We start from the raw sequence: 15,101 nt of genomic DNA, 5'->3' as shown, positions 1-15,101 counted from the left end.
GGTTGTTTACTATCGAACTATTTAGATTATTCGGATCAATACTGATTGACGATCAAGATGCAATAAAAGCGTTAAACGCAGTTGATAAAAAAGGAGACGATACACATAAGAGTCTTGCTAACTCATTTACTAAAATAGGTACCGTCGCAATTGCAGCAGGAGCCGCAATTGTAACCGCTTTGGGTGGCGCATTAGTAACCGGAATGAAAGATGCCGCCGATGCAGAGGGCAAGGTTGCACAATTGGACGCTGTCTTAAAATCTACCGGTGGAGCAGCTGGCATGACGCGTGATAAATTATTAAGTATGGCGGAAGGATTTGAAAAAAATACAAAGTTTTCCGCAGAAGCAGCAATCGAAGCTGAAAGTTTATTATTAACATTCACAAATATTGGAGAAACTACATTCCCAAGGGCAACCGCTGCCGCCGCCGATATGGCACAGGCACTTGGGACGGATATGGCAGGACAAAGTATAGCCTTAGGCAAGGCCCTGAATGACCCTACGAAGGGAATAACCGCTTTAACCCGTGTTGGGGTAACCTTTACAGATCAACAAAAAGAACAAATTAAAGTGATGCAAGAATCGGGTGATGTAGCAGGCGCACAGGCGATTATTTTAGCTGAATTAGAAAAGGAATTTGGGGGAAGTGCTGAAGCTGCCGGAGATACATTCGCCGGTAAACTTGTCATATTGCAAAACGCAATTGGAGCCGTAACAGAAACGATGGCAACCGTATTAATGCCTTATTTACAGCAATTTGTTGATTATTTAACAGCAAATATGCCAGCGATACAGTCAACCGTTGAATCGGTGTGCAATGCAATAGGAAATGCTTTTACATTTATTGTGAGTAATGCCAATACGTTGATACCAGCCCTGGGTATTTTATTGGGAAGTTTTGTAGCCTTTCAGATTATATCAGGAATCACGGCTATGGTTACAACTCTTTCAGCAGCTTATGTAATTTTAACAGGAGTATCAGGGATTTTGAATCTTGCAAAATTAAAAGATATTGGTACAACGATTATTTTAAATGGTATGTATGCAGCCGAAGCCGTGGCAAAAGGTGCATCCGCTATAGCAACCGGAGCCATGACAATCGCTACCGGAGCAGCAACAGCAGCGCAATGGTTGCTGAATGCAGCCCTTACAGCCAACCCGATCGGGATAATTATAGTATTGATCGCAGCATTTGTTGCCGGATTAATCTGGCTATGGAATACCAATGAGGGTTTCAGGATAGCAGTAATCGCAATATGGGAAGCTATTAAAGTGGCATTTTCAGCCGCCTGGCAAAACATACAATTAATATGGGCCGCGGTTGTTCCATTCTTCCAGGCAGTATGGGATGGAATCGTAGCCGTATTCAGCGGGGTAGTCGGTTTTTACATTGGAATATATTCCGCTGCATGGAATGGAATCGTAGGCGTATGGAGCGCAGCGGCCGGATGGTTTAGCGGGATTGCTTCAGGTATCGGTTCGGCATTCTCAGGCGTTGGGGAGGCAATAATTGGCGCATTTCAAAGTGCGGTATCTTACGTTTCCAGTTTGCCTGGGCAATTCTTGTCTTGGGGATCCGACATGATACAAGGAATGATCGATGGAATATGGAGCATGATCGGTGGTATTACGAGTGCAGTATCAAATGTCGCATCAACGATAACATCATTCCTGCATTTTTCTCGGCCAGATGTTGGACCACTTAGGGAATATGAAGAGTGGATGCCTGATTTTATGGGGGGGTTAGCAAGCGGAATTGAAAAAAATAAAGGATTAGTTACAAAGGCGATATCTGAATTATCCGGAGAAATGTCGATAGGCGTAAAAACAGATGGATCTACAGGAATTGATGCCGGGAGTAGCAATTTAAGCATAGCCGGATCAGATAGCAAGCAGCCAATAATTTTACAACTTATTTTACAAAGCGGGAAAGTTTTAGCGGAATATCTGATTGATGATCTTGACAAATTGATAGGCAGTAAAAATCAAATTATTGGAAGGAGTGAAGGAATATGACGGGCATAACATTTAATAATGAACACTCCTTTAATGATTATGGTTTAATGCTGATCAGCAAGAAAATTAGCACACCGAGTAAAAAAAAGATAAAGGAAGCGGTTCCGGGGATGAGCAGTTATTATGACTTTTCAACCGTCGCGAGTGATGGGGAGATTGTCTACAATCAACGAACATTAGTTGTAAATTTTGTACTGATGGAAACAACTAAAGATCAGATGCAAATAAAGTTAGATAGTGTTATTAGATGGATCCAAGACGTCGGGCAAAAACCTTTAATATTTGACGATATCAGTGATTTTTATTTCATGGCCGAGGTGGAAGGAACAATTGATATTGCAGAAAAACATAGTACAGCAGATTTGTCCGTGACCTTTACCGCCGAACCATTCAAAACAGGCATAGATTTTGCAGTTGATCAATTATGGGATACATTCAATTTTGAAACAGATTACTTGCAAGACGGTGGTTACGACGTCGTAACCACCCAGACGATACCGATTTACAATCCGGGACGGCCTGTTATGCCTCTTATTCATTGCAGCGCTGCAATGTCTATTGTCTTCACCGGGGTGACTTACCCCATGGCAATAGGAAATAATATTCCTTACGGATTAAAATTATTAAATGGCATAAACACCCTAACCGTTAATGGCACGGGACGCATTGAATTTTCATTTAGAAAGGTTGTGTTGTAGTTGTATAAGGTCAGTATTTTTAACAATGGAGTCGAAACGGTGATTCATTATCCCAGCGCCGATGCGGACACACCGCATCTTTTAAATTTGCCACTAAAAGAGAGCTTATCCCAGGCGGAGCAGCTCTCTTTTGATGTACCCTATGGTAACCCCGGGTATGGTTTGATTCAAGGGTTAATTACGAAAGTCAAAGTGTTTGATACCCGTGATAATTCGGTGGTGTTTTCGGGACGTGTGCTCAATCCAAAAGATGGCATGGGAGCCGATAGCAAGTTTATCAACCAGGTCACTTGTGAAGGAGCATTGAATTATTTGTGTGACAGTCAGACGAGGCGCTGGCAGTTTATTAATCAAACCCCGACACAAATATTGACATATTTGTTAGAGCAACACAATATAAAGGTCGAACCGAGTAAGGAAATCCATCTAGGGGTTGTTGAGATAACACAAAGCATTAGCGTGGACACCAACTATGAAACAACACTGAATGCAATCATCACCAAGCTCCATAACATTTTAGGCGGTGATTTAAGAGTAAGAGAAACAGCTGGTTTATTGTATCTGGATTATTTAACTGATCTTGGAGAGAATAATGGTGTAGAAATACGCATCGGAGTTAATGCGAAACAGTTGATCCGGGAGTACGACTCAGCGGATTTAATCACCCGAGTGATAATCTTAGGGTTCGGCCAGGGGATTAACCAGCTCGATATTACCACAGTCAATGGCAATGTGGAATATTTGGAAGATATCCCAGCAATTGCGGTTTATGGGGTAATTGAAGGACTCGTGACAAACAAAGATATCCAAAGTGCAAATACGTTAAAGATTTATGGGCAAACGGTTTTAGATGAGAAAAAACAACCGAAACTAATCATTGATACGGATATGATAGATCGTAGTGTTTTAGCGGAATATGCCCTGGAAAAATACAACCTGGGGGATACTATCCATACGATCGCACCATTTTTGAGTATTGATGTTTATGCCAGAGTAATTGAACGAAACAGAGATTTAATAAATAGTCCATGGGACCCTAAATTAATTATCAGCACACGACCAATCACTTTAAGCACACAAATCGGGGAGTTAAAACAACGGAATATGAATTTAGAGAATTGTCCCCAAGGGTCGACTTATATAGATACTATCGGATATGCGGAAAACATCGACGCAACACATCCGTTTGTTTTACCTGTATGGCTAAGCCCTGATATTTTGTATGTTAATCGTGTTCGGTTGCATGTGGATAGCCAAAAATACAGAGCCTATGAAAAGGGAATTGCATCCGCAGCAGCGGTGACTGCGACAAGTGCTGGAGGTGGCGGCAGTACAGCGACAAGCTCTTCAGGTGGTGGTAGTACTGCGACAAGCTCTTCAGGTGGTGGCGGTTCTTCAACCAGCAGTGCCGGCGGCGGTCAGACAACCTCCTCCGGTGGGACCGAAAAACGGTCATCATACGAAAAACCAACATTCTCGATACCTGACGATGACACCAGTACTCGTATATTTTTTTCAAGCCCTACACATTTAGATTTTAATGGCGTAAAAATACAGGGCCACGATCACGTTGTTGACACCCGCCATGATCATACTGTTTCAGATCACTCTCATTCCGTATCTTTTCCAGCGCATTCGCACAATGTTGACATACCGGCACATTCACACTCGGTTGACATACCATCCCACACCCATGACGTAACGATCCCAGCCCACACCCACGACATTCAATATGGGATATTTGAAGATACCTATCCGGCTGATGTGACTATAAAAATAAATGGTGTGGCGATCCCTGGGGTAAGTTTATCCGGGGGAGGAAGTTTGGATATGGACATTTCATCGTACATTCAAACGCCAGGCGCAACATACGATTTAGAAATAACAAGCAGTCAAAACGGCCGGGTTAATGTTTGGTGTTCAACCCAGGCATTTATACAGATTAAGTAAAGGAGGGAACATATGGCAAACATAATACAAAACGTCGCAAACATAAGGGCAGCAAGCGCAGGTAAGGCTGTTCGCGAAACAATAGCGGCTGGGATTGAAGCGATCAATGAAGAGGTTGTTAGTACAACAGGAAAACAGACAGCCCTGGAAGATCAGTTCGTCCAGGTAATTCAGGGAGCAACCGACGATAATCCGTCACCGATCGAGATTGAAACAGCCCGGGGTGGGTTCCCTATTTTGAATGATCGGCTGAATTCCGTTGATGCGGATTTGGCTGAAAAAGCGTCGATTGTCGCTCTGGCGGCCGTGGCGAGTGGCGGGCCAAAAGCAGTGACATTAGTGGCACAAATGACAGATATTTTAAAAACTTACGTGTATACAGGGGCACAAGGCGGTTACAGCAACGGGCATTGGTATTGGTGGAATGGCACGGCATGGACAAATGGTGGCGTATATCAAAGTACCGGAATTACTAACGGAAGCGTTAATAGAGAGGCGGTAAATTTTTATAAAGTTAATACCGATAACTTTATTGATGTAAACAACTTGGATGTTGGTTATTATCATTATACAACAGGTGCGCATGTTAATAATGCATTGTATCTTACAACAAAATTAATTCCTGTTATACCTGGAGATCAATTTATTAAATCTGGAATTGGGATGGTTACATATTGGGACGCATCAGAGGAATTTGTTAGTGGCGTTAACACATCAGACCCTAATATATTTTTAATACCGGAAGGAATATCGTATGTGAAAGTTGCGTTGGATCTCGCGGCAAAATATACATATATCCTTGCAAAAGGTACACTACTACCAAATTTTGAAGACGAACAACTTATCGTAAGGGAAAATAATTTAGATAAAGATATAATATTTAAAGCCGCTAACATGGATTTTTTAATCCAGTCTAGTTTAAATTTATTTGATAAATCCCTTGCAACTTATGGGTATTTTAACTACATAACTGGTGCATATGTCACAACGTTTGATTTCATGTCAACACCCTACATCCCTGTAATTGTTGACTATATTTACTCAATAAGTGGTATTGCCCACGTTACGTTTTGGGGTGTTAATAACGTTTTTATTAGTGGGGTCTATGACTCAACCTTTACAATTCCAGATGGGACGCTAACAGTTAGATTTGGGCTGTATCCAGAAAATATCGACACCGATATGATGGTATTAGGCGAAGTTTATCCGACTGTATATATACCATACGATGAATATGAAATTGATGTGACAAAGGTAAAAACCTCCATTACTGTAAATTCACCACTGGATAGCATGGTTTTGGCAGGTATAGGGGACAGCATGACTTATGGGAATGATTATTTGATAAACCTTACTGCTTTGCTAAATCTTGATAGTGCTATTAATTATGGAGAGAATGGAACAACTATAGCATCTAACCTAGCGTGTTATGGGGGTGCAAGTCGTGCAATGTGTTTAAGATACGGTGAAATGACAAATACCACAGATCTTGTAACTGTTTTAGGCGGGACAAATGACTACGGCTTTAACACACCTTTGGGCACATTGGGTGATGTTGTTAATACCACTTTTTATGGTGCATTAAAAATTTTAATCGAGGGATTGTATACAAAGTACCCAACGCAAAGAATTTTTTTCTTTACGCCATTACAGAGAGATTGGGAAGAAGATGATTTTGTATGGGGTGGCGTTAATGATATAGGATTAACGCTTAAACAATATGTAGACGTTATAAAAGAAATGTGTGCAGTCTATAGTATTCCTGCTTTAGATCTATACTCGACGAGTGGGATAACTGGTGCAAATTTAAGTAGCTATACAAGCGATGGTTTGCATCTTGTCGCTATAGGTAATACGAGGATAGCAAAACAGATGTCAAGTTTTATGGAACAGAACTAACGCAGATTCGGAAGATATTACGCACCACCGGAGCAGCTTAACGGCTGCTTTTTTAATGTAAAAAATGAAAGGGGGATTAAATGGCAGAGGTTGATAGTAAATGGTCTATAGATAGTTACATAGTCCATAACGAGGCTATGAGAGTGATTGATGTTGAAAAGGAGAAGTCTTGTGTTATAATTAATTAAGAGGTGATTTGCATGGTCACAAAGATATGTAACGAATGTGGTAAAGAGTTAGAAATTAATATGTTTCATAAGTGCATAACAAAGAAAGACGGGGTACAAAATCAATGCAAAGGTTGCGTGTCGAAACAGAAAAAAGAATATTATCAAGCCAATAAAACAATTATAACAGGAAACAGAAAGGAACATTATCAATCTAATAAAGAAATTATATTAGAAAAGAAAAAAGAATATTATCAAACCAATAAGGAAGATATATTAGAAATTAGGAAAGAATATGCGGTAACTCATAAAGAAGCTATATTTGTAAGAAGGAAAAACTTCCGGCAAGTTCATAAAGAAGATATAGCAATAGCACAAAAAGAATATTATGAAGTTAACAAAGAAGATACCTTGATTAAGGCAAAAGAATATTATAAGGATAATAAAGAAGTTTTAACGATAAAGCATAATAAATATTATGAAACTCATAAAAAAGCTGTAGCGATATCAGTAAAAAAATATCAAGAAAAACATAAAGATTATTATTATATAATAAGAGAAAAACGAAGAACGAGAAAGAAGAAATCGCTAAGTACTTTAACACTTATTGAATGGGAATCTATAAAACTACATTTCGATAATAAATGTGCTTATTGTGGAGAAGAAAAACCTTTAACACAAGAACACTTTATAGCATTAAGTAAAGGTGGAAGCCATACAAAAGAGAATATAATACCTGTTTGTTTAAGCTGTAATTGTTCCAAGTGTAAAAGTAATTTTGAAAAATGGTATCCAAAATATCGTTACTACAGTAAAGAACGTGAAAAATCCATACTTGAATATATAAACAATTAAAAGCACCTACCTATAAGGTAAGCGCTTTTTTTAATGTAAAAAAATACAACGGGAGGTGGACAAATGGCAGAACCACAAGAAAATTGGGATAAAAAAGACCCATCCGATAATGTTTTAAGACTTGTTGGTGATACAGTGGATTATTTTGAAAAACTAATAGAGATAACCAAGCAAAATATGTCTGAGACTACTAAACTGCAAAATGATTTTATATACAAAGCGTTTCAAGCGGAAACATCACGAGTCAACGCCTGCCGACTGGATGATAAGCAGGCGTTACAAACAGCCAATGATCGTGCAAATAAGCAACAGGAAACATTAGCCCAGCAAGTCTCAGAAAATGCAGAAGTTTTGCGATCATCCAATGAAAAAATGGCGTTTACGTTAGCAACGCAACTACAGGAAATGACTTCTTTATTGATGAATAGAATTGAAAAACTCGAAGCGATTCAATTTGAAAACAAGGGGAAAGAAGGATCGAGTGCTTCATTATTAAAAGATGTTGCAGAATTGAAAACAACAGTAGCAAACCAAGAAGGTTCAAAAGGGACTTCATTCAAACTACAGCTTGTAATCGCCACTGCTTTAGGGGGAGTCGCAATGGGAATCGTTATCTGGGTATTACAAACAATTAAAATTTAAGGAGAAATAAAAATGAATAAATTTACAAGCTTAATAGAAAATTTAAGAGGGGTACCACTGGCAATGTGGGCCACCCTTGCAACGATCCTGTTATTTGTTGTGAATGCTGTATTAACGGCATTTAGCATTAACCCGATCATACTGTCGGACGATCAGGTATTCAAATTTGTATCGTATGCTGCTGCTCTTTGTAGTATTGCATATTTAGGGTGGAAGAACTTTGACTTCACCGATAAGGCCAGGGCTGCCGGGCAAATATTAACATTATTGCAACAGGGATATGTGACAGTAACAACTATATTAAAATACGCCGAAGAAATTAAAAATACTAATAACTCTACCACTCAGAATAATATTGAAACAGCACAAAATGCAAGCGGGACCGAAAGCGGGGGTAAATAATATGGCAAAAGTATTTATAGCAGTAGGACATGGAACACAGACAAATGGTGTTTGGGATTCAGGTGCAGTTGATGGTAATTGGCAAGAAGCAGATGTCGCATTTCCAATAGTTGGTTTTGCAATTCCGGTATTACGAAATGCCGGTGTAGAAGTTGAAACTGATTGGGACACAGGCAACGACAGAAATATGACTTACACAGTCAGAGATTCAAATGCAATGGATGCTGATGTTTATGTATCTGTTCACATAGACTGGAATCAAGCAGCATCTGGTATTTATCCATTGGTAGCAAGTGTAGCCGGGGAACAATTAGCAAACTGTATTAAAAATGCAATGGAAGCAAGAATGGATATTAATTTTAGAGGCATTGCGTATTCAGAAGATTATGAGGTTACCGCTACAAATGCAGTTGCATGTATCTTTGAAGAAGGTGGTATTCGTTCAGATATCAATTCACTTATCAATGAAGCAAAAGTTAGAGGAGAATCATTAGGTTATGGGATCCTTGATTATCTAGGTATTCAACATGCTGTAGGGACAAATACACAGCCACAACCAATTCCTTCAACTCCAAGCGCTTCTGGTAGCACTGACGATGGCTTATGGGATGTAGAATATAGACAATATTTCCTCCATATTTGTAACTATCAATTTGGTTTAGATATTGATAATGAAGAAGGTCCTATTACGATAGAAGGTTATACAAATGCACAGTCTTCTTATGGCATAGATGCAGATGGGGAATGGGGACCAATTACACAAGGCAAAGCAAAAGGACAAGTATTAGCCTACCAGATTAGATTAAAAGAGTTAGGTTTTTACAGCGGAGACTTGGACGGAATACCTGGTGAATTAACTTTACAGGCAGTTAAAGATTTTCAAGCATCAAGAGGATTGGATATAGATGGATGCATTGGCGAGAATACTTTTGCAGCATTAATGAATTAATTCACACGGCCACCTTCGGGTGGTCTTTTTTTTATTCGATTAAACCCTGGATGATCCAAACAATTAAATACTTAGAGCAAGAGATCCCGATCATCGTTAAGACCAACGAAAAAGCTTTTATCATTAATGAGACCATAAAAGAAGAACCTAATTTTGTCTTTAACGGCGTTGGCGTTGGGATCAGATACATGATCCTAATAAATAAGAAGTTAACATATCTTTACCAGGACAAGCATTCGCTCAAGTGGCACGTCTACAAAGAGATTAAAAATACCCTGGACAATGAATCAATTATTGAGTGAATAGGGCTACTTAATGGCGATGATGATTTGAAACGAAAGTATAAGACTATTGTTCCTTCACTCTTAATCAGGGTGTCCAGGGTTCGAATCCCTGAAGGGGCACCAAATTTTAATCATCAAAACCGCATTGCAAAGCCATTTGCAAGGCGGTTTTTTTAATAATTATTTTAGACTGTTTTATTTATTGTGCTCTGTGTTGCTCTGTGCTGGTTAGAGACACGCACCCGAAAGTGCACCCGGAAATGATTGTTAACAAATTAAAAAAACAACATACATGATTTTTCAAGCCTTTACGTTATCTTTTGAAGAAGAAAGAAAAGAGCCGGAAAATATTAAAAACAAAGAAGTAAATGATGCATGGGAAATGAAAGCTTAAATTGGATTTTTTATGAATATAAATGCAGAAAGAGACTGTCTGAATGATGACTGTGAATAAGGCCGGGAACAGGAAAATTGATACTAAAACAATAATTTGAGAAATACGGGGTGCAGTGATGGTAATAACATTGCTGCACCCCTGTTTTGTTATGGAAAAAATTAATTAAATCATGAGGGTGGGGATAACGTTAGACCACTGAAAAAAGAAGCGTAGTGTGGTAGAGCTTAAACGTAAAATCTATTCGGCGTTCCAATAGGCTGTTGTATTGGAGAGTCGTTATTGGGGATGTGGACGTAGACCCAAGAAAAAAAATTAAGGTTCGGGGGAAACTTCGGGAGAGAAGTTGGGTTCGTTTAAATGTGACGATGCATTCATTAAACTGGTTCTAAAACAAAAACACAGAAAGAAAACCATTCAGTTGAACCACGGATTGTTTTAACCGATGATGAAAATGATAAGTATTAATCTTATAATATACTGCGTTTAAACAGGTAAAAAATATTATCCGATTATTTTGTAAATTTTTATTATAAATGAAATAAAAACTATAAATCGGGTATACAAATTACATATATTGAAACGATTGATAAAGCGTCAACAGGCGTTGGGAAAAAACGGGTAGAGCAGGTAGTATTGACACACAGCCATTATGACCATGCAAGCCGGTTAACTGTTATAAAGAAGCGGTATAAGCCTAAAGTATTTGCAGTTTCTCAGGTATTGCCACACGTTGATGTTGTTCTAAAAGGAGGTGAAACACTTAAAATAGCAGATCGGGAATTCGAAGTTATTTATACACCAGGTCATAGCAGTGATTCCATCTGCTTATATTGTGGAGCCGAAAAGATTCTATGTGCCGGAGCGCCACTGGAGATCAAAGCAAAGGACACGACCTGTGAGGAGGAATTTATTCAGGCACTTGATTAAATTCAAAAAAAAAATTGAAATAATATATTTTGGCCATGGTGAGCCCCTTAAAACAAACTGCAACAAAACGCTTTTGTATTCTCTTGAAAATGCAAAAAATCATAATCTATAGTGCATAAATACAAAATATAATTACCGGAGGTTGAAAAAATTGAAATGGTTTTATAATATGAAACTTAGAAAAATGTTGGGATTATCCCTGGCACTATTGCTAAGTTGCACTGCCTTCACAGGATGCACCACACAAAATAAAGCGGATAATACTCAAACGGATTCAACAACTGAAATCCAGGCAACAGATTATAGTCAGGGAAAAAATTGGTTATCAGTGCCGACCGAACTGGACAAAAAAGTGGATGTTTTTTATTTATATCCAACTTCATGACAAAAGACTAATGAATCAGACTCAGACATTGCGGATATCGATAATCCTATGATGGTACAAAATGCACAGCTGGCTTTCCAAAAACAGGCAACGGCCTTTGAAACTGTGGGAAATATTTATGCACCTTACTACAGACAGGAGGATGCCAGTTCAGCAATGTCTCTAACTCATGATGAACAACAGGCGGTTGTGGGAGGAATTCCAACAACGGATGCAATTGCTGCCTTTGATTATTATATTAAGAACTACAATAATGGTCGTCCGTTTATTTTAGCCAGTCATTCCCAAGGGTCTAATATTATGATATTTCTCCTCGCAGATTATATGAAAGAACATCCTGATGTGTACAATCGTATGATTGTCGCCTATGTTATCGGTTATTCCGTTACGGATGAATACCTGGCCGAAAATCCACACCTTAAATTTGCCCAAGGCCCTGATGATACAGGGGTCATTGTTTCATATAATACGGAAGCGGAAACAGTGCTACCACCAGGTGACCCCGTTGTAACTCCAGGAGCACTTGTAATAAACCCAATTAATTGGAGCAGAGACGAAACATTAGCAACAGCTGCAGAAAGTTTAGGGTCAATCGAAATAAATCCGGATGGCTCGGTGGTAACAAACCCGGATGGAACATTCAAGGTTGTGAAAAATTTTGCGGATGCCCAGGTTGATACTGCCAAGGGTGCCCTCATTTGCAGCACAGCTGATGTGGATACATTGGCTCCGGGAAATGCAGGGTTTGGGAAAGGAGTGTTCCACACCTCTGATTATCCATTTTATTACTTTAACCTTCGAGAAAATGCAGTCCAGAGAACAGAAAGCTATTTACTTAAGCATAAGAAATAACAGATGCTCATAAATAGTAAAGTTTAAAAATATCTGTAATTAATAATAAGCATCATAATTTAGTGATTCTTCATTGACTAATTATGATAGGCAGAGTAGGCCTCTCGAAATCGACATTCAGGTGTAGATTTCAAACCGCCTTTGGGTGCTGTAACCAAAAGTTTTGATACGGATTTTAAATTTTAGTGCATTTACACAAGTGAAATACACAGATAAGTCAAATAAAGTGTATAATAAATACATTTTATTTGACTTATCTGTGTATTCTTTGGTATATTAAAAGAAAAAAGTATTATGGAGAACAATGATGAAGCGTAAATTTGAAGATATTTTAGTATCATGGAAAAATAAGAATTCCCGTAAGCCAGCATTAATCTATGGAGCGCGACAAATTGGAAAAACAACAAGTATTAAATATTTTGGAGAAAAATATTTCAAAAATATGATTTATATCAATTTTGAATTAAACAGGGAATTAGCTGAAGATTTTCAAGTAAATATCTCTCCAGAGTTTTTAATTCATCGATTTGAAGTCTATTTTGGAGAAAAAATTAATAAGGAGTCAACGTTGATTGTTTTCGATGAAATTCAAGCCTGTGAGCGGGCGTTGACAAGCTTGAAATATTTCTGTGAAGATGCTCCAGAATATTACATCATCGGTGCGGGTAGTTTGCTTGGCGTCGCTATAAAACGTGATGATTTTAGTTTTCCGGTTGGAAAAGTTAATCAAACTCATATGTATCCTATGGATTTTGAAGAATTCTTGTGGGCGATGAATCAAGAAATGCTGTCGGATGAAATAAGGGTGTATTATGAAAAACGTGAGCCGATGGATCCGACGTTACACAAAAAAGCGATGAGTCTATATCGTGAATATTTAATTGTGGGCGGAATGCCCGAAGCAATAAAAGAATACACTGAAAACAAGAGTATGCTTGAGGTAGAAGAAATCCAGGGAGAAATCATAAATGCCTACGTTGCGGATATGGCCAAGTATGCAACGCATAACGACACAACTAAAATCATGGCATGTTTTGATAGTCTTCCCGCTCAATTAGCAAAAGATAATAAAAAATTTCGATATAAAGTTGTTGCCAGAGGTGGACGCGCTTCATTATTTGGAGCATCAATTGATTGGCTTTTAGCATCGGGGATCGTCATAAAATGTGAAAGGATCGATCAAGGGCAACATCCATTGGCTATTTTTAAAGACATTGCTTCTTTTAAATTATATATGGGTGATGTTGGGCTATTGTCACACAGGGCTGGAGTAAATGAATATGACATCATTAAAGGCAACGATCATGTCTTTATTGGTGCACTTACTGAAAATTATGTTGCGAATGCTTTAACACAGAAGGGATATCCGTTATATTACTGGACTTCAGGAACATCAGAGGTTGATTTTATTATTGAAAAACAAAGTGATGTTTTTCCAATAGAGGTCAAAGCAAGGGGAAATGTAAAATCCAGAAGTTTATCGGTATATGTAAAAAAATATTATCCGGATTATTCGATTCGAATTTCAGGAAAGAACTTTGGCTTTGAAAATGATATTTTGTCTATTCCGTTATATGCGGTGTTTTGTTTATAGAGTATTAAAAGAAGGCGGGTGTCAAAACTTTTGAGTATTGATACCGATAAAACGATGACGTATAATAGCGGTGTTGATAGGTGTCAAATCTTAGTGTCAAAATATAAGGAGCTTTTACGGGTAATGATAATAAAACGAACACAAGAAGGTAAGGCCATTGCTAAGGAAAAAGAAGGCTTTACAGAAAGCAGGCCAAAGAAGTATAGCAGCCAACAGACTAATCATGCTCTGGAATTACTTGAAGACAATAGCTTATGTCATACTGAAAAACAAAATTTTGCTGGAAAACTTCATCGGCAAGAAGTCCATCATCATCGAACGGGATATCCTGTCGACTATCTGCTTATACAATATCACCAAGGACATCCTTCGGGATGCAGAAATGAAGCAGCAGGAAAAAAACAAGCAGAAGCATTACAAATATAAAATAATGATCAATATCCAAATCGTGGGCATTATTTGGGAACTTTCTTTCCACTTCATTTCAAAATTTACCTGCAAAAGCAAATGATAACTCCTGAAATGCAAAATTATATTCCAGATGAAGATTAGGAGGAGTGGTGGAAAAAATGCTCATGAATAATTGTGAATATTTCAATATACTGGCTGATGTGAAGAAACGCATAAAATCGACTCAGTACAAGGCGGTTTTAGGGGTCAATAAAGAACTTATCATGCTTTACTGGAACATTGGGAATATTATTATCGAAAACAGCACATGGGGTAATAAATTTCTTGAAAACCTGGCTATGGATATTAAGCTGGAGTTTCCTCATGTTAGGTTTTTCGGTGAGAAACCTAACATATATGAAGCGCTTTTCTCAGATTAATCCGGATTTTGCAATTGTGCAGACAGTGTCTGCACAATTGACCTGGTCTCATAATATTATGCTAATTGATAAATTAAAAGACCCTGATCAGATGGCGAGGTACGCAAAAAGGGCTATTCAAAATGGGTGGTCTTTAAATGTAATGGAACATCAAATAGCTCTTCAATTATATCAAAGACAAGTGACAAACGAAAAAATCCAGAATTTTGATCAAGTCCTTTCATTGCCACAGAGCGAACTGGCTGTTCAAAC

13 protein-coding genes and 2 pseudogenes are annotated in these 15,101 nt (G+C 38.3%); all 15 read left to right on the top strand.

Annotated elements, in window-relative coordinates:
- Positions 1 to 2: 2 nt before the first annotated feature.
- Positions 3 to 2,018, top strand: a complete 2,016-nt coding sequence (locus VIK44_RS02675; RefSeq protein WP_331552298.1) for a phage tail protein — start codon at positions 3 to 5, stop codon at positions 2,016 to 2,018.
- Entirely contained in the window at positions 2,015 to 2,716 is a 702-nt protein-coding gene (locus VIK44_RS02670; RefSeq protein ID WP_331552297.1) for a distal tail protein Dit, read from the top strand. The genes VIK44_RS02675 and VIK44_RS02670 overlap by 4 nt, the downstream gene beginning before the upstream one ends.
- Positions 2,717 to 2,755: 39 nt before the next feature.
- Positions 2,756 to 4,666 (top strand): phage tail spike protein, encoded by a 1,911-nt coding sequence (locus VIK44_RS02665; protein WP_331552296.1) that lies wholly within the window; start codon positions 2,756 to 2,758, stop codon positions 4,664 to 4,666.
- A 12-nt stretch (positions 4,667 to 4,678) separates the two neighbouring features.
- Entirely contained in the window at positions 4,679 to 6,565 is a 1,887-nt protein-coding gene (locus VIK44_RS02660) for an SGNH/GDSL hydrolase family protein (RefSeq protein ID WP_331552295.1), read from the top strand.
- 200 nt (positions 6,566 to 6,765) lie between these two features.
- The gene (locus tag VIK44_RS02655) at positions 6,766 to 7,587 is read left to right on the top strand and encodes an HNH endonuclease (protein WP_331552294.1); all 822 of its coding nucleotides are present in this window, start codon (positions 6,766 to 6,768) and stop codon (positions 7,585 to 7,587) included.
- A 63-nt stretch (positions 7,588 to 7,650) separates the two neighbouring features.
- Entirely contained in the window at positions 7,651 to 8,229 is a 579-nt protein-coding gene (locus tag VIK44_RS02650) for a hypothetical protein (RefSeq protein WP_331552293.1), read from the top strand.
- Positions 8,230 to 8,241: 12 nt separating this feature from the next.
- The gene (locus VIK44_RS02645) at positions 8,242 to 8,631 is read left to right on the top strand and encodes a phage holin (protein WP_331552292.1); all 390 of its coding nucleotides are present in this window, start codon (positions 8,242 to 8,244) and stop codon (positions 8,629 to 8,631) included.
- 1 nt (position 8,632) lies between these two features.
- Complete coding sequence (locus VIK44_RS02640) at positions 8,633 to 9,580, top strand: peptidoglycan-binding protein (RefSeq protein WP_331552291.1); 948 nt, start codon at positions 8,633 to 8,635, stop codon at positions 9,578 to 9,580.
- Positions 9,541 to 9,882: a hypothetical protein gene (locus VIK44_RS02635; RefSeq protein WP_331552290.1), complete on the top strand. Its 342-nt coding sequence runs from the start codon at positions 9,541 to 9,543 to the stop codon at positions 9,880 to 9,882. Before VIK44_RS02640 ends, VIK44_RS02635 begins: the two co-directional genes overlap by 40 nt.
- A gap of 937 nt (positions 9,883 to 10,819) precedes the next feature.
- Positions 10,820 to 11,188: an MBL fold metallo-hydrolase gene (locus VIK44_RS02630; protein ID WP_331552450.1), complete on the top strand. Its 369-nt coding sequence runs from the start codon at positions 10,820 to 10,822 to the stop codon at positions 11,186 to 11,188.
- Between the two features lie 151 nt (positions 11,189 to 11,339).
- Positions 11,340 to 11,573 carry a hypothetical protein gene (locus VIK44_RS02625; protein ID WP_331552289.1) on the top strand — a complete coding sequence of 78 codons (234 nt, stop codon included), beginning with the start codon at positions 11,340 to 11,342 and terminating at the stop codon, positions 11,571 to 11,573.
- Between the two features lie 24 nt (positions 11,574 to 11,597).
- Positions 11,598 to 12,425: pseudogene (locus VIK44_RS02620) on the top strand (DUF3089 domain-containing protein); the annotation flags it as partial.
- A 304-nt stretch (positions 12,426 to 12,729) separates the two neighbouring features.
- Complete coding sequence (locus VIK44_RS02615) at positions 12,730 to 14,019, top strand: ATP-binding protein (RefSeq protein ID WP_331552288.1); 1,290 nt, start codon at positions 12,730 to 12,732, stop codon at positions 14,017 to 14,019.
- Positions 14,020 to 14,049: 30 nt separating this feature from the next.
- A complete protein-coding gene (locus VIK44_RS02610) occupies positions 14,050 to 14,445 on the top strand; it encodes a hypothetical protein (protein WP_331552287.1) in 396 nt (131 codons plus the stop codon).
- A gap of 143 nt (positions 14,446 to 14,588) precedes the next feature.
- Positions 14,589 to 15,101: pseudogene (locus VIK44_RS14200) on the top strand (DUF1016 N-terminal domain-containing protein); the annotation flags it as partial.

Origin of the sequence: Acetobacterium sp. (assembly GCF_036508315.1) — a bacterium.
Classification (GTDB): domain Bacteria; phylum Bacillota; class Clostridia; order Eubacteriales; family Eubacteriaceae; genus Acetobacterium.
This window is presented reverse-complemented; position numbering and strand designations above follow the sequence as displayed.

What these genes read in the sequence shown, in the direction of transcription:
- VIK44_RS02670 (WP_331552297.1), top strand. Translation starts at nt 2,015, where the DNA reads ATGACGGGCATAACATTTAATAATGAACACTCCTTTAATGATTATGGT.
- VIK44_RS02660 (WP_331552295.1), top strand. Translation starts at nt 4,679, where the DNA reads ATGGCAAACATAATACAAAACGTCGCAAACATAAGGGCAGCAAGCGCA.
- VIK44_RS02655 (WP_331552294.1), top strand. Translation starts at nt 6,766, where the DNA reads ATGGTCACAAAGATATGTAACGAATGTGGTAAAGAGTTAGAAATTAAT.
- VIK44_RS02650 (WP_331552293.1), top strand. Translation starts at nt 7,651, where the DNA reads ATGGCAGAACCACAAGAAAATTGGGATAAAAAAGACCCATCCGATAAT.
- VIK44_RS02645 (WP_331552292.1), top strand. Translation starts at nt 8,242, where the DNA reads ATGAATAAATTTACAAGCTTAATAGAAAATTTAAGAGGGGTACCACTG.
- VIK44_RS02640 (WP_331552291.1), top strand. Translation starts at nt 8,633, where the DNA reads ATGGCAAAAGTATTTATAGCAGTAGGACATGGAACACAGACAAATGGT.
- VIK44_RS02635 (WP_331552290.1), top strand. Translation starts at nt 9,541, where the DNA reads ATGCATTGGCGAGAATACTTTTGCAGCATTAATGAATTAATTCACACG.
- VIK44_RS02615 (WP_331552288.1), top strand. Translation starts at nt 12,730, where the DNA reads ATGATGAAGCGTAAATTTGAAGATATTTTAGTATCATGGAAAAATAAG.